Source organism: Rhizobium mayense (assembly GCF_030272705.1).
Classification (GTDB): Bacteria; Pseudomonadota; Alphaproteobacteria; order Rhizobiales; family Rhizobiaceae; genus Rhizobium; species Rhizobium mayense.
On sequence record NZ_JARFYM010000001.1, the window covers coordinates 207,449 to 229,592 of the forward strand.

General features: G+C 58.2%; 23 protein-coding genes. 20 read left to right on the forward strand and 3 right to left on the reverse strand.

Annotation, left to right across the window (positions count from 1 at the left end; translation table 11 throughout):
• Nucleotide 1: 1 nt before the first annotated feature.
• From PY649_RS01055 to PY649_RS01145, 19 genes are all read left to right on the forward strand, one after another.
• Nucleotides 2-625: a hypothetical protein gene (locus tag PY649_RS01055; protein WP_285866226.1), complete on the forward strand. Its 624-nt coding sequence runs from the start codon at nucleotides 2-4 to the stop codon at nucleotides 623-625.
• Nucleotides 622-1,047, forward strand: coding sequence for a DUF6950 family protein (locus PY649_RS01060; RefSeq protein ID WP_285866227.1), 426 nt, complete (start codon nucleotides 622-624; stop codon nucleotides 1,045-1,047). The genes PY649_RS01055 and PY649_RS01060 overlap by 4 nt, the downstream gene beginning before the upstream one ends.
• A gap of 107 nt (nucleotides 1,048-1,154) precedes the next feature.
• The gene (locus tag PY649_RS01065; protein ID WP_285866228.1) at nucleotides 1,155-6,233 is read left to right on the forward strand and encodes a phage tail protein; all 5,079 of its coding nucleotides are present in this window, start codon (nucleotides 1,155-1,157) and stop codon (nucleotides 6,231-6,233) included.
• 4 nt (nucleotides 6,234-6,237) lie between these two features.
• Nucleotides 6,238-6,666 (forward strand): hypothetical protein, encoded by a 429-nt coding sequence (locus tag PY649_RS01070; protein WP_285866229.1) that lies wholly within the window; start codon nucleotides 6,238-6,240, stop codon nucleotides 6,664-6,666.
• Nucleotides 6,656-7,078: a hypothetical protein gene (locus tag PY649_RS01075; protein WP_285866230.1), complete on the forward strand. Its 423-nt coding sequence runs from the start codon at nucleotides 6,656-6,658 to the stop codon at nucleotides 7,076-7,078. Before PY649_RS01070 ends, PY649_RS01075 begins: the two co-directional genes overlap by 11 nt.
• Nucleotides 7,079-7,092: 14 nt before the next feature.
• Nucleotides 7,093-7,746, forward strand: a complete 654-nt coding sequence (locus PY649_RS01080) for a DUF4376 domain-containing protein (RefSeq protein WP_285866231.1) — start codon at nucleotides 7,093-7,095, stop codon at nucleotides 7,744-7,746.
• A gap of 13 nt (nucleotides 7,747-7,759) precedes the next feature.
• A complete protein-coding gene (locus tag PY649_RS01085) occupies nucleotides 7,760-7,948 on the forward strand; it encodes a hypothetical protein (protein ID WP_285866232.1) in 189 nt (62 codons plus the stop codon).
• Between the two features lie 188 nt (nucleotides 7,949-8,136).
• A complete protein-coding gene (locus tag PY649_RS01090) occupies nucleotides 8,137-8,769 on the forward strand; it encodes a hypothetical protein (protein WP_285866233.1) in 633 nt (210 codons plus the stop codon).
• A 59-nt stretch (nucleotides 8,770-8,828) separates the two neighbouring features.
• Entirely contained in the window at nucleotides 8,829-9,146 is a 318-nt protein-coding gene (locus PY649_RS01095) for a cell wall anchor protein (protein WP_285866234.1), read from the forward strand.
• Nucleotides 9,147-9,172: 26 nt separating this feature from the next.
• Entirely contained in the window at nucleotides 9,173-9,424 is a 252-nt protein-coding gene (locus PY649_RS01100; protein ID WP_285866235.1) for a hypothetical protein, read from the forward strand.
• Nucleotides 9,425-9,496: 72 nt separating this feature from the next.
• A complete protein-coding gene (locus PY649_RS01105) occupies nucleotides 9,497-9,826 on the forward strand; it encodes a hypothetical protein (protein ID WP_285866236.1) in 330 nt (109 codons plus the stop codon).
• A 296-nt stretch (nucleotides 9,827-10,122) separates the two neighbouring features.
• A complete protein-coding gene (locus tag PY649_RS01110; protein WP_285866237.1) occupies nucleotides 10,123-11,214 on the forward strand; it encodes an NAD(P)H-dependent flavin oxidoreductase in 1,092 nt (363 codons plus the stop codon).
• A gap of 96 nt (nucleotides 11,215-11,310) precedes the next feature.
• Nucleotides 11,311-12,831: an arabinosylfuranosidase ArfA gene (arfA, locus tag PY649_RS01115; RefSeq protein WP_285866238.1), complete on the forward strand. Its 1,521-nt coding sequence runs from the start codon at nucleotides 11,311-11,313 to the stop codon at nucleotides 12,829-12,831.
• Between the two features lie 82 nt (nucleotides 12,832-12,913).
• Nucleotides 12,914-14,041 (forward strand): ABC transporter ATP-binding protein, encoded by a 1,128-nt coding sequence (locus tag PY649_RS01120; RefSeq protein WP_432761315.1) that lies wholly within the window; start codon nucleotides 12,914-12,916, stop codon nucleotides 14,039-14,041.
• Between the two features lie 167 nt (nucleotides 14,042-14,208).
• The gene (locus PY649_RS01125) at nucleotides 14,209-15,477 is read left to right on the forward strand and encodes an ABC transporter substrate-binding protein (protein WP_285866241.1); all 1,269 of its coding nucleotides are present in this window, start codon (nucleotides 14,209-14,211) and stop codon (nucleotides 15,475-15,477) included.
• Nucleotides 15,478-15,542: 65 nt separating this feature from the next.
• Nucleotides 15,543-16,424, forward strand: coding sequence for a carbohydrate ABC transporter permease (locus PY649_RS01130; RefSeq protein WP_285866242.1), 882 nt, complete (start codon nucleotides 15,543-15,545; stop codon nucleotides 16,422-16,424).
• A complete protein-coding gene (locus PY649_RS01135; protein ID WP_285866244.1) occupies nucleotides 16,424-17,248 on the forward strand; it encodes a carbohydrate ABC transporter permease in 825 nt (274 codons plus the stop codon). Before PY649_RS01130 ends, PY649_RS01135 begins: the two co-directional genes overlap by 1 nt.
• A gap of 138 nt (nucleotides 17,249-17,386) precedes the next feature.
• On the forward strand, nucleotides 17,387-18,310 hold the full coding sequence (locus PY649_RS01140) for an ArsR/SmtB family transcription factor (protein ID WP_285866245.1): 924 nt from the start codon (nucleotides 17,387-17,389) through the stop codon (nucleotides 18,308-18,310).
• Between the two features lie 71 nt (nucleotides 18,311-18,381).
• Nucleotides 18,382-19,242 (forward strand): sugar phosphate isomerase/epimerase family protein, encoded by an 861-nt coding sequence (locus PY649_RS01145; RefSeq protein ID WP_285866247.1) that lies wholly within the window; start codon nucleotides 18,382-18,384, stop codon nucleotides 19,240-19,242.
• A gap of 227 nt (nucleotides 19,243-19,469) precedes the next feature.
• Here PY649_RS01145 and PY649_RS01150 read toward each other — a convergent pair whose 3' ends face one another.
• The 3 genes from PY649_RS01150 to PY649_RS01160 all read right to left on the reverse strand — a co-directional run bounded on the left by PY649_RS01150 (nucleotide 19,470) and on the right by PY649_RS01160 (nucleotide 21,377).
• Entirely contained in the window at nucleotides 19,470-19,673 is a 204-nt protein-coding gene (locus tag PY649_RS01150; protein ID WP_285866248.1) for a hypothetical protein, read from the reverse strand.
• Nucleotides 19,674-19,973: 300 nt separating this feature from the next.
• Nucleotides 19,974-20,270 (reverse strand): hypothetical protein, encoded by a 297-nt coding sequence (locus tag PY649_RS01155; RefSeq protein ID WP_285866249.1) that lies wholly within the window; start codon nucleotides 20,268-20,270, stop codon nucleotides 19,974-19,976.
• A 135-nt stretch (nucleotides 20,271-20,405) separates the two neighbouring features.
• Entirely contained in the window at nucleotides 20,406-21,377 is a 972-nt protein-coding gene (locus tag PY649_RS01160; protein ID WP_432761307.1) for a polysaccharide lyase family 20 protein, read from the reverse strand.
• 243 nt (nucleotides 21,378-21,620) lie between these two features.
• Here PY649_RS01160 and PY649_RS01165 point away from each other — a divergent pair, with 243 nt between their 5' ends.
• The gene (locus PY649_RS01165; protein ID WP_285866250.1) at nucleotides 21,621-22,109 is read left to right on the forward strand and encodes a heme-degrading domain-containing protein; all 489 of its coding nucleotides are present in this window, start codon (nucleotides 21,621-21,623) and stop codon (nucleotides 22,107-22,109) included.
• Nucleotides 22,110-22,144: the final 35 nt, after the last annotated feature.

Sequence of the window (22,144 nt, forward strand, 5' to 3'; positions counted from 1 at the left end):
GATGAAGAACATCACCTCTGCCTTCTTCGCGGCGCTGACCGGCGCGCGCGACAAGGGGCTCGTGCCCCGCCGTTTCGTATGGATCACTGGCAAGGATCTCGCCAGCGGCGCGCCCGCGTCGATCGGCCTCTGGACCGGCGATGACGACATCAACATCACCGTCACTTCGGGTACCACCGGTCTGCCGGAGGCGCGGACCTATTATGGCGGCCTCAATCTGAAGGTGAGCCCGATCCCGCGCACGGCTGATTTGACGATCCAAACCGTGACCATCACCATCGGCCAGATCGCGCCCGTCGTGCAGCAGCTCCTGCGCGGCTACGATCTGCGGCTGGCGCCGATCGAAATCCACGACATGTCGTTCGATACCGGCACGCGCTTGCCGAGTGCGGCGCCGGAAATCGCCTTTCTCGGCGTTGCCGATGGCGCGCCGATCAAGACGCCGGCGGTCGGCCAGGACGGCGACATCGAGATTTCCGCGATTTCGGCCGCCATCGCCATGCTGGAACGCACCAACCCGGCCAAATCCTCCTATGAAGGCCAGAAGCGCCGCAGCGGCGACGAGTTTGGCCTCTATTCCAGCACCGTCGCCAACTGGCAGATTCCTTGGGGGCAGAAATCATGACCGAGCTTGTGAGGGTCAAGAACTGGCGTGCACGCTTCGTCGCCGAGATCGACCGGCTGAAGCGCACGCCCTTTGCCTGGGGCAGCCATGATTGCGGGCCGGGACTGGCGGGCAATCTGGTGCTGGCGATCACCGGCGTCGATTGCGCCGCGCAGTTTCGCGGCGAATATTCGACGGCCGCCGGCGCGCTGAAGACCGTGAAGGAGGCCGGCTTCGACAATCTCGCCGATCTCGTCGCCACCATGCTGCCGGAAATCCATCCGAGCCAGGCCCATATCGGCGATATCGCCGCGATCCCCCACGAAGGCCCCTTCGGCTACGCGCTTGGTGTGGTCAATGGCGAGCGCATCTTCGTGCTGCGCGAGACCGGGCTCGGCACGGTCGATCTGCTCGACGCCGAGCGGGCCTTCAAGGTCGGCTGAGCCAGCGCGGACGTCACGTCTTCTTTCCTCACCTATTGGTGACTTGTCGCTGCCGATCCCGTCGGTGGCACACCCCTTTTATGCGCCATTTCGAGGTCGCCAGATCCATGAAAATTCTGATTTTGATCCTGAACGTCCTCGGCTTCTGGCTGATGGCGGATGCCGCGCATGCCGATCCGATCACCTTGGCGATCACAGCGATTTCAAACTTCCTCGGCTCGATCAGCATCGGCAAGCTGCTGCTGACAGTCGCTATCAATGTCGGCCTGTCGCTGGTCGAAAAGGCGCTGGCGAAGAAAGAGCAGCCGCAGCCGGCTGGCGCCAAACTTGAGATCAACATGGGCGATGATCACCCCATGTCGTTCATCATCGGCAGCTACGCCACCGCCGGCCGCCGCAAATATGCGGGCTCCTGGGGCGAAGACGGCAAGACGCCGAATGCCTATTTCACCGATGTCATCGAAGTCGGCAGCCTGCCCAATTATGCGGGCGAGCGCGGCCTCACCAGCGTCTGGATCGATGATCAGCAGGTCGGCGTGCTCTGGGAAGAGCCGCATCCCGATGGGCGCGGCTTCCCGGTGCTGCAATATCGCGTGAATGGCAAGGACTATCTCTGGATCAAATTCCTCGACGGCACGCAGTCAGGCGCTGACGCATTTCTGACCGCGAAATTCGGCGCCAACCCTGATCGCCCGTGGAAGCCGACGATGGTCGGCCTTGGCTGTCAGGTCGTCATTCTGACGGCGCGCTATAATACCAATCTCTTTTCCGGCATTCCCGCCGGCCTCTACCAGCCGCATCCGGTGCCGATCTACGATATCCGCAAGGATTCGTCTGTCGGCGGCAACGGCGCCCATCGCTGGAATAATCCTGCCACGTGGGAGCCGACGAGCAATCCAGCCACGATGATCTACAATCTGGCGCGCGGCGTCTATTACGGTCAGGAGTGGGTCTATGGCGGCCAGAATATCGGCGCCTTCTGCCTGCCCTACGCAAACTGGATGGCGGCCGCAAACGCTTGCGACGCCGCTGTGGCGCTCGATGGCGGCGGCAGCGAACCAGCCTTCCGCGCCGGCTACGAAGTGCAATGCGATCAACAACCGCTCGATGTGGTCTCCGAACTCCTGAAGGCCTGCAACGGGCGCATGGCCGAAGTTGGCGGTATCTTCAAGGTGCTGATCAGCACCCCCGGCGGCGCTGTCTATTCCTTCTCCGATGACGATATCGTCGCGACGGAGGAGCAGGATTTCCAGCCGTTTCCGTCGCTTTCCGACACCTACAACGCCATCGAGGCGACCTATCCGGAGCCCACCGAGAAGTGGGCGACAAAGGATGCGCCCGGCCGTTACAACGCCGATCTGGAAGCTCAGGACGGCAATCGCCGTCTTCCGGCGCAGATCCAGTTGCCGGCGGTCCCGTTTGCCAATCAGGTGCAGCGTGTCGGCCTGGCTATGATCCAGGATTACCGGCGCTTCCGCGTGCACCAGGTATCGCTGCCGCCGGACGCCTATCCGCTGGAGCCGAACGATGTCGTTTCCTGGACGTCTGCGCGTAATGGCTATGACGAAAAGAAATTTCTTGTCGTCAAAGTCGAGCCACAGCCGAATTTCCTCATCGTCGTCACGCTGAAGGAAGTCGATCCTTCCGACTACGACTGGCACAGCGGCTTGCAACTGCCCACCGCTACCGGCTGGATCGGCCCGATCACGCCGCCGTCGCAGCCAATGGTCGGCTGGACCGTCGAGCCGGCAACCGTGAAAGACGCCGGCGGCATCGATCGTCGGCCGGCGATCAAGATCAGCTGCGCGCCAGATATGGACGATGTCGAGCGTGTGTGGGTGCAAGTCCGGCTAAAGGAGGCCGGCGATATCGTCTTCGACAGCGACAGCACTCGCTATGCTACGCCATTCTCCTGGGTGATTTCGGGGCAATGGACATTGTCGAACACCGACTACGAGGCGAGGGGTCGTTACATTCCCAAGTCCAACCGTGCCACGGATTGGTCGGCTTGGCTTGCGGTCAAGACGCCGAATGTTCTGATCCAATCGGGCGACGTGCTCGATGGTGCCATCATCGCCTCCAAGATCGCCGATGCCGCCGTAACCGCCGAAAAGATCATGGATGAGGCGGTAAGCAATCTGAAGCTGGCCGACGAGGCTGTCTCGACCGCGAAGATACAAGTTGCCGCCGTGACCGCTGATGTGCTGGCAAGCGGTGCCGTGATCTCCACGAAGCTCGCCGATGGTGCGGTGACCGCGGCGAAGCTTGCCCAGGGCGCGGTGGATGCAACCAGCCTCGCGAGCAACATCAAGGCAGTCGAAGTCGTTTCCGCCCTCCCGACCACGGGCAGCGTTGAAGGGCGGCAGGTTTTTCTAACGACCGATGGCAAGCTCTATCGCTATCATGATGGCGCCTGGACCTCCGCCGTTCCGTCCGCCGACATCACCGGCCAGCTCATATCATCGCAGATCGCCAACGCGGCCATCACCGATCAGCAGCTCGCTGCGCTTGCGGTCGATGCCAGCAAGCTCGCCGACAATGCGATCACGACGGCGAAAATTGCTAACAATGCCATCTCGACCCCGAAACTGCAGGCGAACAGCGTCGTTGCAGCCAACATCGCAGCCAATGCGATCACCGCCGACAAGCTGGTTCTCGGCGACCTTACGAACCGCGTTGAAAACCCGAACTTCGGAGAGGGCGATATAAGCTGGACGAAGACGACTGGCATTACCATCGTGAACGATCCGTCAAACGCCTATACCGGCAATTGGCATATGAACATCGGCGTAGGCGCGACTGGCCTCGCATCCAGAAATCTCAATATTTTTCCCGTCCTTCCCGGCGAGCAGTATTTCCTACAGGTGTTTGCAAAGGCGGTAGGGGCACCCAACAATCCCCTCACGGTGCGTATGCGCTTTCTGCTGGCAGACAAGTCAACGCTCGTCAGCGCGCCAACTGTCGGGAACTACACCTCTGCCGACACATCTTATATTGAGAGGAACGCGGTTGTCACCGTTCCGGCCACTGCTGTATATGCATGGATCGACGTGACCGTGGCAGCCGGGATTATCACCACTGGTGGCTATGATGTTGGCTTCGTTTCTTGCCAGCGCCGCAACACCGGCAATCTGATTGTCGACGGGACAATTACCGCCACCAAGATTGCGGCAGGGGCTGTGACAGCAGGGGCGCTTGCTGCAAATGCCGTGACGGCGGGAACAATCGCGGCCGGTGCGGTGTCTGCCTCGCAGATCGCAGCAGATGCCGTGACCGCAGACAAGATCGCTTCCAACGCCGTCACGACGGACGCGCTTGCCGTTGGCTCTGGAAAGAACCTGCTGCAGAACGCAGGCTTTACCATGGGTATGGATTGCTGGGCCACTTTCCACAGCGGCACAATTCCCAATCAAACGTTCCGCATCCGTGCTGTCACAGAAACATGGTCAGGGCCGAACTGTCCGACCTTGATGTTGTGGCAGAACGGCCCCAATACAGGAAACAACTACTACAACGACATTCGCTGGGCGCGGCCCGATCTCCCAGCGCTGGCGGGCGACCTCAAATATGGCATGCCCTGTGCGCCCGGCGACTGGTTCGAGGTATCCGCCTATGTCGCCGCCCATCGCTGCCTAACCGAACTGCGGTTGGAGTGGATCGGCGCTGACGGTGACGCAATCAGCTTTTCTGCGCCCAGTCAGAACAACGCTATCGCGGGCAGTTCGACGAATCCCGACCTCTGGACACGTCTCCGATGCGTTGGTGCCGCTCCCGCCAATGCGGTTGCTGTGGCAATTCATCTCCGCAAATGGGAGACGAACACCGGCTCAACCGATAGCTATATGTTCATCAACAAGCCGATGCTGTGCCGCTGCCCGCCGAACGCGACGGAGGCCACACCTTGGAGCGATGGCGGCGTGGTGGTGATCACCAATGGCGGCATCGTCGCCGATGCAATCACGGCCGACAAGATTGCGACCAATGCAGTGACCGCAGACGCGATCGCCGCCAATGCGGTCACCGCCGGCAAGATCGCAGTCGGTGCGGTGACCGCTACTACGATTGCAGCCGCCACCATCACTGGCGACAAACTCGCCGCCAATACCATCGGTGCATCACAGATCGCGGCCGACGCAATCACCGCCAAGCAGCTCGTGCTGACGGACTTCTCCAATATGGCCGACAACGGCTGGCAGACAGGCACACTCGACGGCTGGACGCTGAATTATAATCAGGCCTTCTATCTCGACACCGTTAGCGGCGATGCCTCCGGCTGGGTCTATCAGTCCATTGGGCGGGAACAGGCCGCATCCAGTTGGATCATGTGCACGGCTGGCGAGATCTATGCCTTCGATGTTTGGGTTTACAACACCGACTCCTCTCGGGCAGCCATCATCGGCAGGCTGCTCACCCCGGCCGGTGGCTACGCTTATCCGCAAGCGGCGTTCACCGACCTCAAGAACCAATGGGTGCGCCTGCAGGGCAGGATAACCGTTCCCTCCGGCTACAATCGTATCTGCATGGACCTGTTCACCGACAGGACGGCCGGGTCGGGCACATCGACCTATTGGTCAAAGCCGGTCATGCGTCGCGCTGTCTCGGCCGAGCTGATCGTCGACGGTGCCGTGACCGCCAACAAGATCTCGGTCAACAGCCTGGACGCCATCACCGCTAGCCTCGGCGCCGTCAACATCAGTTCGGCCGTCATCGGCTCGCTGCAGGTGGGGACGTCTAATATTTCTGGCGGAGCGACTTCGGCGATGGGCGTTGGCCGCGTTGCCGGGACACAAACGATCGGTGCTGGTGGGACTGTCAATCTGGTGAGCTGTGTTGTCAATGTCGCCGGTGACGGTCGGGTGCTGATCGATGCCATGACCATCGGTCAGTACAACCAGAATGGCAATTCGCAGAACGCGCAGCCGATCGGCTGCAACATCTTCCGTGACGGGGTCGCGATCTTTTCGCAGGTCTATTATCTCGGGATCGTAAAGACCGACGTTTTCACAACGGGCGGCAGCAACGGCAGCACCACGCAGACGTCCTACACGGCCGGACTGGTCGCCGTTTCAGGCCTTTACGACGCTCCCGGCCCAGGCAACCACACCTACATCCTGCAGATATTCTGCCCGCAAAGCACGGTCGGATGGAATGAAAGCAACATCACGGCTACGGCCTTCAAGAGGTAACACCATGAGCGAATACGATCCGCTTGTGCACTACATCATCTGCGGGCCTGACGGGAAAATCAGGCAAAGCGGCGACTGTGCCCGCAGCATGTTGCCGGTCTACGCCGGCATCTATGGCGAGGGCTTTGCAGCCGTGGAAGTGCCGGCCGACCAATACGACCGCGACATTGACGTCCACTGCTATGTGTTCAATGCCATCATCACAGCGAAAGGAATTGCCGCCTCTGTGACGGCCTACACGATCAAGGCAGATGGCAATGACGCAGTCAGCTTTTCCGTCCCGGCCGGCACCTCGGTTATCCATAACGGCCAGATCGTCGCGCTAAGCGACGACGCCTTTTCCTTCACAACCGACGACGTTGGCGACTTCGAATTCTCTTTCATTGCGCCCGCCGCCTTCCGAGATTTCAAGGTGACCATCCATGCGGTTTGATCTACGTGCCGACACCGAGCTTCTGCGGGTCCAAGTCAGGACCGAAATCGACTATCAGGTGGGCTGCGCACGCGCGTTGTTCGTGACGCTCAGCCGAGGTCAGGAGGCCGTCTACTCGATTAAGCGGCAAGAAGCTTTGCTGATCGCGGCCGATCGACAGCAGGGCGTGAATGTGCCCGAAGACGAGACACCGCATGTCACGGCCGAAGCGGCTGACGATGGCGTTAGCCGGTTCGAAAAGGCCGTCGAAATCCTCACCCGCGATCGTCATTGGGCCAATGGCTCGGCGATGATCGAAAGCCTTCGGCGACGGGCGAAAGCAGCCCTTGCCACTGCCACCACGCCCTCCGAAATCCGCGCCGCCGCTGTCATCGACTGGCAGAACGTTGAAGACTACGCACGCACGCTTTGAAAGGAAAAGACCGCATGTACCGCATAGACAGCATGTATGAACCGATGGTCGAGGCGCTGCTTGCGGCTCGTGCCGAGAACAAAGCCGATCGCCGGATGGCTTGCGCTGCCTTCTGGCTCGGCCGGCAGCAGATTTACAACGTTCCGGATTATTGGTTGGCGCTTGCCGCCAAGATCACCAGCGGCCTGGATGCGGCCGACAAGCAAGCGGTGATGGACCAGCTCAATAAGCCGGAAACGGCTTTGGTCGATGCGGGCGGCGATTGGCCGGAAGTGCCGCCCAGCCTGACGGCGATCGTCGTCGGCTGGTCTCCCGATCCAGTGCCAGTCGATCTGCCGGCCTACGCGGCCGCCAAGCGCTATACGATCGAGACTGGCGGCATTACTGTCAACGGCATGTTGGTCATGACGGATCGGCAGAGCCAGGCGCTCATCGCCGGTGCTTATGCATACGTCCAGGCAAACCCGGCCGTCACGGTGAATTTCAAGACAGCCAGCGGCTTTGTCGATTTGGCGTTGGCGCAGGTAAGCGCCGTGGCAAATGCGGTCGGCGCGCATGTGCAAGCAAGCTTTGCCGCAGAGGACGCGGTTGTCGAGGCCATTTCAGCAGGCTCAATCAAGAGCACGGCGGATATTGACGCCTTCGCTTGGCCGGCAGCCGCGGCATAAGAGGAACAGCTTGGTGTCCGCCCTCTCGAATTCGCTCAAAAAGCAGAATGAGTTTCTGCAAGGTGAAATCGAACGTGTTGCCAATGTGGTCGACGATCTCGCCGAACAGCTCGCACAGGCGCGAGTGCAGCCGGAGGCAAAACAGGAAGCCCTAGTCGCACCTGAATACTCAGCAATGCGGCCTGCCGATAGGCAACGATGATCTCGCTGGGCGGTGAAGCCGTATAGAGCCCACTCTGCGACTTTGCAAAGACCGCCCATTTGCGAGGGAAAAAACGAGCGTAAAAGTTTCAATCCTTCCATGAAGAAAATTGGGATTGCTTATATCAGGGAATATCCGGGCGATATTCACGACTTCGACCCCAAATTAACATCAGCCAAAGGATCATTATGGATCGCGCGGAATTCTTTGTGGCGGTGCGTACGCCATTGTTCGGCGGGCGCTTATCGCAAAATCAGGTGAACGGCATCGAGGCCATTCTCGATGCCTGGGAGGCGAGCCCGTTCGATGCACGCTGGCTCTCCTACATGCTGGCGACGGCTTATCACGAAAGCGATAATACGATGTGTGCCATCATCGAAAATCTCAATTACTCGGCCGTCGGCCTCAAAACGACATTTCCGAAATGCTTCACGGCGGCGCAAGCGGCGATATATGCCCGTCAGCCACAGCGCATCGCGAATCGCGCCTATGCTAACCGCATGGGAAATGGAGACGAGGCGAGTGGGGATGGCTGGCGCTACCGTGGGCGAGGTCTGGTGCAGATCACCGGCCACGACAACTATACAAAATACGGTATCGCTGATGACCCCGATCAAGCTCTCGATCCGGCCAAGGCTGTCGAGATTCTGCTCGACGGCATGATTAACGGCAGGTTCACCGGCAAAAGGCTGACCGACTACTTCAGCGCGACCGTGACCGACTGGGCCGGCGCTCGCAAAATCATCAATGGCACTGATCGAGCAGCGGACATTGCCGGCTATGCCAAATCCTTCGCCGCGGCGATCGAAGCGGCGCGTTAATCGGCGCCGCCAGACGCGGCGGCCCGATACAATCATTTTCCCTTATAAAGGATTATTACATGCGCGCTTTGCTCCTTGCAGCAATGGCGGGGTTTGCTTTGTCCGGTTGTCAGACGGCATCGCTTAATACGTCGATCCGGCAAAATCTCCCGAAGGCTTGCCAAACATTGGAAACGGCGCATGCCGCTTTCATGTCCATCGCCGTGCTTGGTACAGTCAAGCAATCGGCCATCGACAAAGAAGCCGCGGCTTACTTCGGCGTGCGAAGCCTTTGCGCTGATCCGGAGCGGGAAACTGCTGCGGATGTCCTGGCAAAGGTGGCGCGGGCCTATGCCACAATCGATGCTGCTCTTAATGCCGCCCGGCAGGCACCATAAATTTCATGTCTTCAAAAGGATATTTTATGTTGAATACCAATGCTCTGCACAATGCGTTGAACATATTGATCACCTTCTCGGCTCTGCTGGTGGCCATTCTCCTGGCAATGGGTTGCACGCAGCTTGGTGATAGCACACTGGAATGTTCGCAATCCTCCCTCAATCCAAGCTACACGGCCTGTGTCGTCGCTGCTCTCGGCGCACTCAAGATCGTGGTCAATATTACCCGCGACGGGCTCTCCGGGTTGGTGAAGCCCCAGCCGCCAGTCGTCAAATGAAAGCGCCTTCCCCCGCATTCCAGCCGAGCGGAGGTCGTAGATTTTAATCTCAGGAGTTTGTTGAGGCAGGTCATGACAGTGAACGAATTTCTCGATGCGCTAGGCATCAAGGTTGGTGTTGTCATCGCTGGCCTCTCAGGCGGCATTTTGCGCGGCCTATCCCGTCGTCGGTATACCACCAGGGAAATCGTCGCATCGCCCATTTGCGGGGCTTTGGCGGCGGCTTATCTGACGGAGCCGGCGCTTTACTATCTGCGCGCGGTCAACTGGCCGTTGCCGCAAAAAGATGTTGCTGCAATGAACGCCACGGCCTTCGTGGTCGGTGTTTGCGCCATGTGGATCGCCGACCTGATTTTCGATTCGATTTCGCGGTGGATTAGAGGCGGTAGGGCTGCGCCCTGAATAGCGTCGGCACATACCGTGTTGTCGCAACTTTTTCGACCGCCCTAATGATTTGCCGGTTTCACCGTATGCCGGCAATTTTCCGATCTCGCCCTCTCCTTAACGGGAGAGGGCTTTTTTTGCGTTTAGAGGTTTTGCCATTGTCCCGGACAACGTTTTTTTGCTGCAGCATATTGACCGGACCGCGACGTTTCGACCGGCAGACGCAATGACTTTCGTCTGAACTAATCATTATCGCCGCCGTCGTTTGGCTGGTAATAGTGATTGGGGGGCATCAAAGATGAAAGGCGCTTGCGATGAGCCAATGGCCCGACAACAGGATTCTCGATCTGTTCGGTATCGACATCCCTATCATCCAGGCCCCGATGGCAGGCGCGACGACGCCGGAGATGGTGATTGCAGTCAGCGAGGCGGGTGGGCTCGGTTCCCTGCCGAGCGCACAATATAATGCTGAGCAACTCCGTGCGGCTCTGGATATGATACGAGCGGCAACGAAAATGCCGATCAATGTCAACTTCTTCACCCATACCATGCCTGATGACGATCCGGCGCGACATATGGCGTGGCGAGCGCGGCTTGCGCCGTATTATGTCGAGACGGGGCTTGATCCGGCAGCGCCAGTCCCGACAGGTGGTCGGGCGCCTTTTGATACCTTCTTCTGTGAAGTCGTAGAGGCCTATCGGCCCGAGGTCGTCAGTTTTCATTTCGGATTGCCAGATGCGGCGCTGGTCCAGCGGGTACGGGCAACCGGCGCGAAGATTATCTCGTCAGCAACTACGGTGGCGGAGGCGCGGTGGCTTGCCGAGCGTGGCGTCGACGCTGTCATCGCCATGGGTTTTGAGGCTGGTGGCCATCGCGGCAATTTTCTGACGCAAGATATGGCAACACAGGTCGGCACGATGGCGCTGGTGCCGCAGATTGCCGATGCTGTCACCGTTCCCGTTATCGCCGCCGGCGGAATTGCGGACGGCCGTGGCATTGCGGCAGCTTTCGCGCTTGGCGCCGCCGCTGTACAGCTCGGCACCAGCTATCTGTTTACGCCCGAAGCGAAAATTCCTGTGGTTCACCGCGCGGCACTGGAGCGCGCAGGCGACGACAACACGGCGTTGACCAATGTCTTTACCGGACGGCCGGCGAGGGGAGTGATGAACCGTATCATGCGCGAAGTTGGGCCACTCTCCCACTTAGCGCCAGCATTTCCGACGGCCGGCGGTGCACTGGCGCCCCTGCGCGCCAAGGCCGAAGCGGCTGGTTCCGGCGATTTCACCAACCTCTGGTCCGGTCAGGCGGCGAAATTGGCGCGGTCGCTTCCATCGGCTGAGTTGACCACTGTTTTGGCGGAGGATGCGCTGGTGCAATTGAAGCGGTTAAGGGGCATAATTGCATAATAAAACAAAAAATGCGATATAAAACAAAAAACTTGAACTAAAAAATTTTCCATCGTACTCTCGCCAGCAATCAACAGCAATAAGCGAGGGAACACGATGAAAGCTCAAGCCGTCATCAACAAGGACTTTACCGTCTCCAACGTCGACAAGCGGGTCTTTGGCTCGTTTTTGGAGCATATGGGGCGGGCGGTTTATACCGGAATTTATGAACCGGCTCATAAGACGGCAGACAAGAACGGCTTTCGTCAGGATGTTCTGGAGTATGTTCGCGATCTCGATATGCCGATCGTGCGTTATCCGGGCGGCAATTTCGTTTCTGCCTATCGATGGGAGGACGGCATCGGTCCGCGCGAAGAGCGGCCTGTGCGTCTCGATCTAGCCTGGCGGACGCGCGAAACCAACCAGGTCGGCGTAAATGAGTTCTCCGATTGGGCGAAGCTCGCCAAGACCGAAATGATGCTCGCCATGAACCTGGGTTCGCGTGGCCTCGATGATGCCCGCAATTTCCTGGAATATTGCAATCATCCAAGCGGCACCTATTGGAGCGACCTGCGCATCAAGCATGGCTACAAAGACCCGCACAATGTCCGCATCTGGTGTCTCGGCAATGAGTTGGATGGTCCCTGGCAGGTGGGCCACAAAAGTGCCGCGGAATATGGTCATCTCGCCAACGAGGTCAGCAAGGCGTTCAAATATTTCGATAAAACGCTTGAGACGGTAGCCTGCGGTTCGTCCAACGACAAAATGAAGACCTATCCCGAATGGGAGGCGACCGTTCTCGATCAGGCCTACGAGAGTGTCGACTATATCTCGCTGCACAAATATTTCGGCAATGAGGAGCAGGATACGCTCAACTACTTCGCCAAGGCGATGGACCTTGACCGTTATATTGTGACCGTCGGCGGCATCATCGACTATATCAAGGCAAAGAAGCGCTCGAAGCGCGATGTGAAGATCTGCTTCGATGAATGGAACGTCTGGTATCACGATCGCAAAGAGGACGGCGAGCGTATCGCGAGCTGGAATTGGCCGGAAGCTCCGGCGCTGCTCGAAGAGGTCTATAACCTCGAGGATGCGTTGTTCGTCGCCTCGCTCCTCAATGTGTTCATTCGTCGTTCCGATCGCGTCAAGATTGCCTGCATGGCGCAGCTCGTGAACGTCATCGCGCCGATTCTGACGCGCACCGATGGCCCGGCCTGGCGTCAAACCATCTATTATCCGTTGCAGCTTGCGTCCAAGTATGGGCGCGGAACGGCGTTAAACGTCTCGGCATCCGGGCCGACCTATGATTGCGAGGTCGCCCAGGACGTACCCTATCTCGACATATCGGCGGTGCTGCATGAGGGCGGCAGGAGCATCGCGATTTTCGCCGTCAACCGCAGCGTCGATCAATCACTTGATCTTTCCGTTGCGCTTCAGGGCTTCAAGAATGTCAAAGTCGAGAAGCACACGGTCATGACCGGCGAAGATCTCAGAGCCCGAAACACTGTCGACGCGCAGCACGCCGTCGTGCCGAAGGACGGCTCCGGCCTTGTTCTGACGGATGAGGGCGCTCTTGCCGGCAAGCTGCCGCCGAAATCCTACCACTTCATCCTGCTGTCCGTCGCAACAGCCTGACAAGCGGGATCCACTGGACGGTGGCGGAAGAGGCCACCGTCCGGCGGGAGTTGATCACGGGAGGATCAGACTCATGGTGGGAATGCTGAGTGCCGACGTTCAAAATGCCAAAGACCAGAATTTAGGAATCCAGTTGACGGATGTCAGCAAGTCCTTCGGCGCGTTGAAAGTCATTCATGGTGTTGACATCAAGATAGAGCAGGGCGAGTTCGCCGTCTTCGTTGGTCCTTCCGGGTGCGGAAAATCGACCTTGCTGCGCATGATTGCCGGACTGGAAGAGACGTCAGGCGGTCGGATCGAGATTGAAGGCCGGGATGTGACGCACAAGGAAGCTTCCACTCGCGGCGTCGCCATGGTCTTCCAGTCCTACGCGCTTTATCCGCATCTGACCGTCTTCGACAACATGGCCTTCAGCCTCTCCGTGGCGAGGCGGCCCAAGGCTGAGATTGCCGAAAAGGTGCGAGCGGCGGCCGAGGTCCTGCGTCTTACCGATTACCTCAAGAGCAAGCCCAGCCAGCTTTCCGGCGGCCAGCGTCAGCGCGTGGCGATCGGCCGCGCCATCGTCCGTCAGCCTCGGGTTTTTCTGTTCGACGAACCGCTGTCGAATCTCGATGCCGAGCTACGTGTGAAGATGCGCATGGAGATTGCCCGGTTACATCGCCAGATCGGCGCGACGATGGTCTATGTCACCCATGATCAGGTCGAAGCGATGACTCTTGCCGACAAGATCGTGGTGCTGAAGGCGGGCGTTGTGCAGCAAGCCGGGGCGCCACTCGATCTTTACCGCAATCCCGACAATATGTTTGTCGCGGGCTTTATCGGTTCGCCGGGAATGAATTTTCTCTCCGGCAAGGTCGTCGGCAATGCCGATGGACGTCTGGTCATCATGCTTGACGACCAACCTGAAACCTCGATTGCCTTACCGTTGACGGGTGCTTTGCCACAGACTGGGGCCAAGGTTTTCATCGGCGTCCGGCCTGAGCAGTTGGCGCTGGATGGCCAGGTTCGGTCCGCCTCCCTGCAGGTGAAGGCGGAATTCATCGAGGAACTCGGTGGTATCGCATATCTGCATGCGTTGAGCCGCACGGGCACCGAACTGACAATCGAATGCCGCAGCGACCATCGCCCAAAACCGGGCGAACCGGTAGTGCTGACGATGACGCCGGAAACGCTGCTGGCCTTTAGCGAAAATGGCAGACGCATCCGATAGTATCAATTTTTCTGATATATATCGCAAAATCTTGAATATGCAGGCAGTTTGAGAATGACGGAATGCGGGCCGGCAAGAGGATGCCGGACGTTTCCGATGGGTCTTCCGGCTCGGTGGAGCGAGCCGGGTTCAATGGCAATCATGCCCCTGTGTTGGAGGAGACAGACATGAGACGACTTTTGAAATTGGCGATGGCGGCCGCTTTGACCTTGCTGCCGGCAACGGCGGCTTTTGCGCAGACTGAAATCACCTGGTGGGACTTCCTCAGCGGTGGTGATGGCGTGCGCATGAAAGCGCTGATTCAGAAATTCAACGACACGCATCCAGACATCAAGATCAATGCAACGACGCTGGAATGGGGCGTGCCTTTCTACACAAAGGTGCAGACAGCCGCCGCCGTCGGTCAGCAGCCCGATATCATGACCTACCATATCTCGCGCTATCCACTGGCGGTGCCGACCGGCATCCTGCGTCCGTTTACGGCCGAGGAGCTTGCGGCGGCCGGCATCAAGAAAGAGAATTATGTCGACGCCGCCTGGAACTCGGCGAGCGCCGACGGCAAGACCTACGGCATTCCTTTCGATGTCCACTCCATCATTCTCTACTACAACAAGGATATCCTGAAGCAGGCGGGCCTGCTCGGCGATGACGGCTTGCCGAAGGGGCTGGATGGGCTCGACAATTTCAATGCCGTGCTGGGCAAGATCAAGGCGCTCGGCAAGGTCGAATATCCGCTGTCGATCAATAGCGACCAGGGCGCTTCCATCTGGCGCATCTTTTATACGCTTGTCGCTCAGCAGGGCGCCAAGTTCATGGACGGAAAGGAGATCATGCCGGGCGACTCCAGCCTGAAGGCGCTGGATACGATAACGAACTGGATCAAGAGCGGTTATTCTCCGCAACTCATCTCCTATGAGGCATCAATAGCGCTTTTCACTTCGGGCAAGGCGGCGATGCATATCAACGGGGTGTGGGAAGTCCCGACCATGGTTGACCTGGAAAAGAAGGGTCAGCTCGGCTTTCATTGGGGTGCGATCGAGATTCCGAACTTGATGGGGCAGCAGGCGACCTGGGTCGACTCCCACTCCTTCGCAATCCCCGCCAGCACTGTGAAGCCGATCTCGGAGGATAAGGTCAAGGTTGTGCTCGAAGTCATCCGTTGGATGAACGAGAACAGCATCTCTTGGGCAAGTGCCGGCCATATCCCGGCCTATAAGCCGGTGACGGAAAGCGCGGACTTCAAGAATATGCAGCCGAACGCCGTCTATTCGAAGCTCGCCGACACCGCCGTCTATGATCCAATCTCGCCGCTCGCCGGTGTCGCGGGACCGATCTACGAAGCCGCACAAAACTTCATCATTCCGGCAATCAATGGCCAGCTCGATCCGAAGGACGCCATCGATCAGATGCGTGAAGAGCTGCAGGGCCAGCAATAACAGCTCTGAGCACCAAGGCCGACCGGAACTGTTCCGGTCGGCATCTGCTGGCAAGAGGAAGCGCCATGTTCGCTAGCGAAGGACGAAAGAAGGCTCTGACCGTCGTGCTGATGGTGGCGCCCTTCGTGATTGTCTACCTGATTGTATTTGCCTATCCCGTCTACAAGATGTTCGCGTTGAGCTTCACGAACGCTCCGCTGATCGGCGACGGCCAATGGGTGGGCTTCGACAACTATATCAAACTCTTCAGCCAGAAGCTGTTCTATACGTCGATGTGGAACACGGGCTATTTCGTCGTTTTAAGTGTCGTGCCCAATACGCTGATCGGCCTTGCGCTGGCATTGATGGTCGTTCGGCTGGAAGGCCGGCTGCAGAGCCCTGTGCTCGTGCTGTTCTTCATTCCCTATATTCTGCCGGTATCGGTCGTTACGACGATCTGGAAGTGGGTGCTGGACCAGCAATTCGGCATCGCACAAAACGTGATCCAGTTTTTCACCGGTCGTCCCGTCAGCGTTTTCCGCGATCCGATCTGGGCAATGCCGATGGTGGCGTTTGTCACAATCTGGTGGACGAACGGCTTCAACCTGCTGCTCTTTATTGCCGCGCTCAAGAACATCCCCAAGGATTATTATGAAGCCGCGGCCCTCGACGGCGCGTCTCGCTTCCAGGCATTCCGGCGTATAACCTGGCCTCTGATCTGGCCGGTGACGACTCTTGTGCTGACGCTGCAACTCATCCTGCAACTGAAGATCTTCGATCAGATCTATCTGCTCACCGAGGGCGGGCCGTTCAATTCGACCTATGTGCTGCTGCTGCTTGTCTATCGCGAAGGCTTTCGCCTTAGCCATGGCGGTGCCGCTTCTGCGATCGCGGTCATATTGTTCCTGATCATCGTGACCGCGTCGGTGTTGCAGTACCAGCTTTTGAGAGTGAGGAGGGCAAGCTGATGCCAGGACGCGCGATCGGCAATTCGCTGCTGTTGATCTTGACGCTGTTCATCGCCGGTCTCTGGGCCTTCCCGATCTACTGGGCGATCATAACTTCGGTGAAGCCGGAGCAGGACGTTATCGCGAGCACGACCTTCATCCCGCGTGTCTTCGATTTCTCGTCCTATTATTTCGCGCTGTTCCAGACCAACTTGCCAACCTGGTACATGAACTCGGTGGTCACATCGATCAGCGTGACGGTGATCGTCATTTTTATCAGCATGACGTGCGCCTATGCGCTGTCGCAGATTGTCTTCGCCGGCCGGCGGGTGCTCTATTTCGTCATTCTGGCGAGTTTCATGGTACCGTCGCAGGCGTTGATCATCTCGCAATTCGTGCTGATGCAGAAGCTCGGGCTGATCAATACGCTGAGCGGCATCGTCCTGCCGCAACTCATCGTGCCGGTTGTCGTGATCGTCTACAAACAATTCTTCGATTCCGTACCGAAGGAGCTGCGCGAGGCGGCAAAGCTCGACGGTTGCGGGGAATTCCAGATCCTCTTCCGGCTTTACCTGCCGCTGAATTGGGGGATCACCACGGCTCTGGCGATCATCACCTATATCATGGCTTGGAATGCCTTCCTGTGGCCTTTCCTGGTATCGAACTCCGAAAGCACCATGACGGTTACGGTCGGTATCACTCAAGTCGATGATGCTTTCGGCATCAAATATGCCCGGGATATGGCTGTGGCGATCCTCGCCGCCATGCCCGTTGCCGTTGCCTATCTCCTATTCCAGAAACGGGTGACGCAGGCCTTGATGTTGTCTTCGGGCATCAAGGGGTGAGCGGCTGCGTTTCCCTCACCGGCCCGCGGTATCCTCTCCCGGACCGCGGGCCGGTACGCCGAAAAAGTGAGAGGAAAACAACCGAAGAGCGTGATATGAGCGCAAGATTGGTATGACGCGGAGATTTGACAGTTCGATATGGAGACGAAGCTTCTAACAGTTGATCCGATGAAGGATACGGAGGTCGTCGAGGCCCTGGGTTCGGCCACAAGGATCGAAATCCTCAATCTGCTCCGTCTCAAAGGCCCTTTGAATGTCAATGATATAGCGGCGCAGCTGAAGCTGCCGCAATCGACCGCCGCGATCAATATCAAATCGCTGGAGAAGGCGGGGCTGATCGAAACCCATACGATGAAGGCGAGCAAGGGCAACCAGAAAATCTGTTCCAGCGTTTACGGCGAAATTCTCATCCGCTTCGAAAATCGCTCTACCAGTCTGCGGGAAGACGTCGTCGCGGTCAGCATGCCCATCGGGCTGTTCACAGAGTTTGAAGTCGGTCCGCCTTGCGGCCTTTGTTCGGTCAACAACGTCATAGGCATGCTCGATGTGCCGGGTGTATTTCTCGACCCGCAACGCATGCAGGCAGCGCTTCTCTGGTTCACACGCGGTTACGTCGAATACAAGTTTCCGAACAATGCCAAAGTCAGCGGGCGTCGGATCCACAAGGTGGAATTCTCCGCCGAACTCAGTTCCGAGACGCCGGCCACCAATTCCAATTGGCCATCCGATATCTCGATCTGGGTCAACGGCATCAAGGCGGGCCACTGGACGTCGCCTGGCGACTTCGGCGACCGGCGCGGGCTTTATTCGCCAAGCTGGTGGAAGCTCAGCGGCTCGCAATATGGCAAGTTGAAGACTTGGAGCATCGACGATCAGGGCACTTGGATCGACGGTACCATGGTTTCGACGCAGACGATCACATCGCTCGGGCTGCACGATCATCACTCGATCCGCTTTCGCATCGGCATCGATGAAACGGCGGGTAATCCCGGCGGCCTGAACATTTTCGGTAAGGGTTTCGGCGATTTCGATCAGGACATCGTCATGTCGCTCTATTTCTGATTTGCCGCCGACTGCTTGGCTTTTCGGCAGATCGCGATTGTCCGTCGCGGAAAAAAGAGGAGGAGATATCCATGGCTTTCACGGCCGATTTAGCAGATCGTTTTGCCGTTTCCACATGGTCGCTGCATCGTGCCCTCGGTGGCACCTATCCTTACAGACCCGACGGCCCGGACGGACCGGCGCGCCAGGCGACCTATGGGGAAGGCTCGGTAGAATTGATCGATCTTCCGAAACAATTTGCCGAGCGCGGCATCTTCCGCATGGAGATCTGCTCGTTTCATCTGCCGAGCCGCTCGCCTTCTTATCTTGCCGATCTGCGGAATGCCTTCGATAGGGCGGGCGTCAAGCTGCAGACTCTTTTGGTCGAAGACGGCGATCTCAGCAATCCCGAGACGGCCGAGCGCGATGCGGAATGGATGGCGGGCTGGATCGAGATCGCTGCGGCGCTTGGCGCCGAAAATATGCGCGTGATTGCCGGTAAGTCGCAGCCGACCGACGAGGCGCTGGCCCGGGCAGAAAAACATCTTCGTTGGCTGGCGGATCGGATCGCCGGCACAGATATCCGCCTTGTCATTGAAAACTGGTTTTCACTGCTGCCGGGGCCTGTCGAGGTCAACCATGTGCTGGACGCGCTCGACGGCAAGCTTGGTCTCAACGGCGATTTCGGCAATTGGAAAGGCGCGGGCAAATACGACGATCTGGCCCAGATCATGGGCCGCGCCGAGCTCTGCCATGCCAAAGCACATTATTCGGACACTGGCCTCGATATCGAGGACTATGTTCGCTGTGTCGAACTTTCCAATGCCGCCGGTTACAAGGGCCCGTTCACGCTGATCTACGATTCCTCGTATTACGAGGACGAATGGCTGGGGATTCTTGAAGAACGGGATTGCGTCGCCGGAGTATTGCGGAAGGCGGCTGCGGCGGCGTGATGGCACGACCTTACCGCAGAGGAGGGGCCCTTTCGCGGCGCGCAAGCTTTACCTCCGCAAGCAGAGCAACCGTCAGGGAACACGGCAGACTTTGACGCGGGAGAGCCCCCACGTTCGCGGTTTATCGACCTATCGTAGCCGGGCTCACGCGAATAGCGGAACCTGCTATCGGAGATTGACTTCCATCGTTGAGGTGCCAGTGTTCGCCTGGAAGCGAGCTGCGAACTTCAGTGAAATTCGTACTCGTGCAGGGCGCCGAGCAGTCGATCCTGCGTCTGATAGCCGGCGTCATAGAGGTTGATCGCGACATTGGCCGCGGACAAGCCTTCTTGGCTATGCAGTTTGATGCTGCGTTCGGCGCACCAAGCATAAAGCGCGCCGGCGAGAATATCGACATCGTCGAATAGGGGCGAGTTGACCATCATAGACATTCGCTACACCGTGGTTGGAAGCTCAAACATGAGCGGGGCGGAGCATAGACTGCTTTGATTCCAAAAGTTTGCAATCGACATCTAGCGCCGGCGTTAACGCCTGCCTGATATGATACAGATCCAGTCTCGTATCGGCACAGATGCTCGCTGGAAGACGCTACTGCGGCGTCTGATCAGGCGCGTGCGGCGCCGGATTTACGGTCTGATCCCTGCCGTTATGCGGAACTACGAACAGGAGAACGCCCAGCACAAGAGCCAGCGCCACCATGATCATAAGGATAAGTCTCGGCCGCGAAGGCATCATTGATGAACCGGGTGAGACGCCTCAACTGCCGCTTCGATCAATTCCTCTGCATAGGAGAGGGCGGAGGCCGTGTCTTCGCCATCAAGTTTCAATTCCCGGCATTTGCGATGCATGGCCCGGCGAATCTCCGACAGCAACGCCGCGTCGATATCGACATGGCCTTCATAGAAGACATGCGTCAGGGCGGATTGCGCGACGACTTCGAGGACTGCGACACGTCCCTCGATTTCGCCGAGTGAAGGAATGGCATTTTTCTCCACATGGTGTTTGCAATCACGATGAGTTGTGAGCATTTCAGCGGTCCTCCTCTGCTGAGGCAGATAACCAATGAGAGGCGAAAAGGTTCAGCCAAATTCTATGAAAATCTGGTCCCGTGGCGATTGGTTTTTTTTAATGACGTCATCGACTCTGAAACGCGCGAAAATCGGTCACTTCATCGGGCAGAGCTTCACGTCAGACAATACATCAGCACAGCGCGGTGAGCGACGAAAATCGTCATAATAAAGCGTCCAATCTGTCGTGTCGGCAGCGCGATAGGGGCCAAACTTGAAATATTGGTTCTTGCCCAGGCCCTTGTCGGCATGACCGATATGTCCCTTCACGGTGACAATCCATTTGTCGTTGGCGAAGAGCTCGATATGGCCGGTGCCGTCAGGGCCTGGTCTGCTGTAGATCGCAAAGTCGATCCAGCCGGAATCCGGCGTCGGCAACTTGTTGCCGTGATCGGTAATTGTGATGGCGCTGGTGCAGCCGGTAAATTCCTTGCCATCCGCCTTGCCCCAATTGCTGTCGGTTGCGACTAGTGCACGCATCTGGTTCGTGTCGGCACGGAACCAGACTGGCGTCTGATTGTCGTCACATGTCTTTGCCCCGGCGCTTACGTCGGTCTTTGGTGGGGCGATATAGTTCGTTTCAACCGTGGCAAAAAGCCTGCCATTGTTCAATCGTAGCGCGAGGAAAGGGCTGAAGTCCCCCTTTGCCTTCGGCCCGATCTCCCGCTTCCACTGCGCAATGAGGTAGCGGTGATCGCCGGAGGGAATGGGGTCAGCGAATTTGACCGCAAAACCGTACCAGACACCCTGGTTATAGGGGACACGAGATTTGGTGCGTTCCCAGATTTCGGCTCGCTCGCTGCAGTTTACCTTACCTGGAGCGCATAGCGGCTTGACGCTGAGCTTCAGCGCACCAGTGCCGGTGCGCTTTACTTCCGATTGGAATTCGACCTTGCCGGCTTCCTGTTCGGAATTGTCACGATAGTAGAGATGGCCCGAGGGGGCGAAGTCTTTACCATCGAAACCATCGTGCAGAACCAATTGAGCGGGGTCCTCGGCCAATGCCGGTGTCATGACGCAGGTGCAAGTGCAGGCCAGGATGGCGGGCAGTGCATATTTTGCGTTCATGACGGGAGGCTCCTTCGGCGGGGTGATCTTGGAACAGTATCAATACCTGTTCGTCTTCAAGGGGCAAGGGGATGCAACAGTCGACATTGGTTTAGGGCTCGTCGGGTGATGCCAGAAAACATTGGTGGAAATTCGCATCCTCGGCCGAAAATGGCGGCTCGATTTCGACGTACCGAAGAGAGCAGTAGACAAATCGCCTCGTCCGCGTTTGATAAGCCGATCAATTTTGGAGGAAGGATTTCCATGACGATCGAACATGACCTCAGCCGCATCGCGCTGCAGGAAGAGACGCTGCGCTTCGACGCTTTCGATCTTTCGACCGCCTGGGTGCTCGGCAAACTGCTGCACGACCTTGCCAGTGAGCGCAATCTGCCCGTCGCGATTGATATCACGCTGCATTCGATGCCGGTCTTTTACATCGCGCTGCCTCGCTCGACGCCGGACAACTCCAACTGGATTCGCCGTAAGCGCAATATGGTCTTGCGCTATTTCCGCAGCAGTTACGCGAGCACGCTGCGGCTGGAGCAACAGGGTAAGACGATCGAGCACAACGGGCTTTCAAGCGCAGACTATGCCGCATCCGGCGGCAGCTTTCCGATCTTCGTCAACGGCACAGGCTGCATCGGTGCTGTCACTGTGTCGGGACTTCCGCAGCGCGAGGACCACAATCTCGTTGTCGAGGCCTTGGCGCTCACGCTTGGTCACGAACTGCACAACCTCAGCCTGTCGTAAAAGAGGAGTGCGGCGTCACGCTCGAGGCGGACGCC

Bases quoted from the DNA above. Each gene is read 5' to 3' on its own strand.
- PY649_RS01150 (WP_285866248.1), bottom strand. From the start codon at position 19,673: ATGTCTATGATGGTCAACTCGCCCCTATTCGACGATGTCGATATTCTC.
- arfA (WP_285866238.1), top strand. From the start codon at position 11,311: ATGAAAGCTCAAGCCGTCATCAACAAGGACTTTACCGTCTCCAACGTC.
- PY649_RS01095 (WP_285866234.1), top strand. From the start codon at position 8,829: ATGCGCGCTTTGCTCCTTGCAGCAATGGCGGGGTTTGCTTTGTCCGGT.
- PY649_RS01145 (WP_285866247.1), top strand. From the start codon at position 18,382: ATGGCTTTCACGGCCGATTTAGCAGATCGTTTTGCCGTTTCCACATGG.
- PY649_RS01100 (WP_285866235.1), top strand. From the start codon at position 9,173: ATGTTGAATACCAATGCTCTGCACAATGCGTTGAACATATTGATCACC.
- PY649_RS01090 (WP_285866233.1), top strand. From the start codon at position 8,137: ATGGATCGCGCGGAATTCTTTGTGGCGGTGCGTACGCCATTGTTCGGC.
- PY649_RS01060 (WP_285866227.1), top strand. From the start codon at position 622: ATGACCGAGCTTGTGAGGGTCAAGAACTGGCGTGCACGCTTCGTCGCC.
- PY649_RS01130 (WP_285866242.1), top strand. From the start codon at position 15,543: ATGTTCGCTAGCGAAGGACGAAAGAAGGCTCTGACCGTCGTGCTGATG.
- PY649_RS01135 (WP_285866244.1), top strand. From the start codon at position 16,424: ATGCCAGGACGCGCGATCGGCAATTCGCTGCTGTTGATCTTGACGCTG.
- PY649_RS01075 (WP_285866230.1), top strand. From the start codon at position 6,656: ATGCGGTTTGATCTACGTGCCGACACCGAGCTTCTGCGGGTCCAAGTC.
- PY649_RS01125 (WP_285866241.1), top strand. From the start codon at position 14,209: ATGAGACGACTTTTGAAATTGGCGATGGCGGCCGCTTTGACCTTGCTG.
- PY649_RS01070 (WP_285866229.1), top strand. From the start codon at position 6,238: ATGAGCGAATACGATCCGCTTGTGCACTACATCATCTGCGGGCCTGAC.
- PY649_RS01160 (WP_432761307.1), bottom strand. From the start codon at position 21,377: ATGAACGCAAAATATGCACTGCCCGCCATCCTGGCCTGCACTTGCACC.
- PY649_RS01105 (WP_285866236.1), top strand. From the start codon at position 9,497: ATGACAGTGAACGAATTTCTCGATGCGCTAGGCATCAAGGTTGGTGTT.
- PY649_RS01080 (WP_285866231.1), top strand. From the start codon at position 7,093: ATGTACCGCATAGACAGCATGTATGAACCGATGGTCGAGGCGCTGCTT.
- PY649_RS01055 (WP_285866226.1), top strand. From the start codon at position 2: ATGAAGAACATCACCTCTGCCTTCTTCGCGGCGCTGACCGGCGCGCGC.
- PY649_RS01110 (WP_285866237.1), top strand. From the start codon at position 10,123: ATGAGCCAATGGCCCGACAACAGGATTCTCGATCTGTTCGGTATCGAC.
- PY649_RS01165 (WP_285866250.1), top strand. From the start codon at position 21,621: ATGACGATCGAACATGACCTCAGCCGCATCGCGCTGCAGGAAGAGACG.
- PY649_RS01140 (WP_285866245.1), top strand. From the start codon at position 17,387: ATGGAGACGAAGCTTCTAACAGTTGATCCGATGAAGGATACGGAGGTC.
- PY649_RS01120 (WP_432761315.1), top strand. From the start codon at position 12,914: ATGCTGAGTGCCGACGTTCAAAATGCCAAAGACCAGAATTTAGGAATC.
- PY649_RS01155 (WP_285866249.1), bottom strand. From the start codon at position 20,270: ATGCTCACAACTCATCGTGATTGCAAACACCATGTGGAGAAAAATGCC.
- PY649_RS01065 (WP_285866228.1), top strand. From the start codon at position 1,155: ATGAAAATTCTGATTTTGATCCTGAACGTCCTCGGCTTCTGGCTGATG.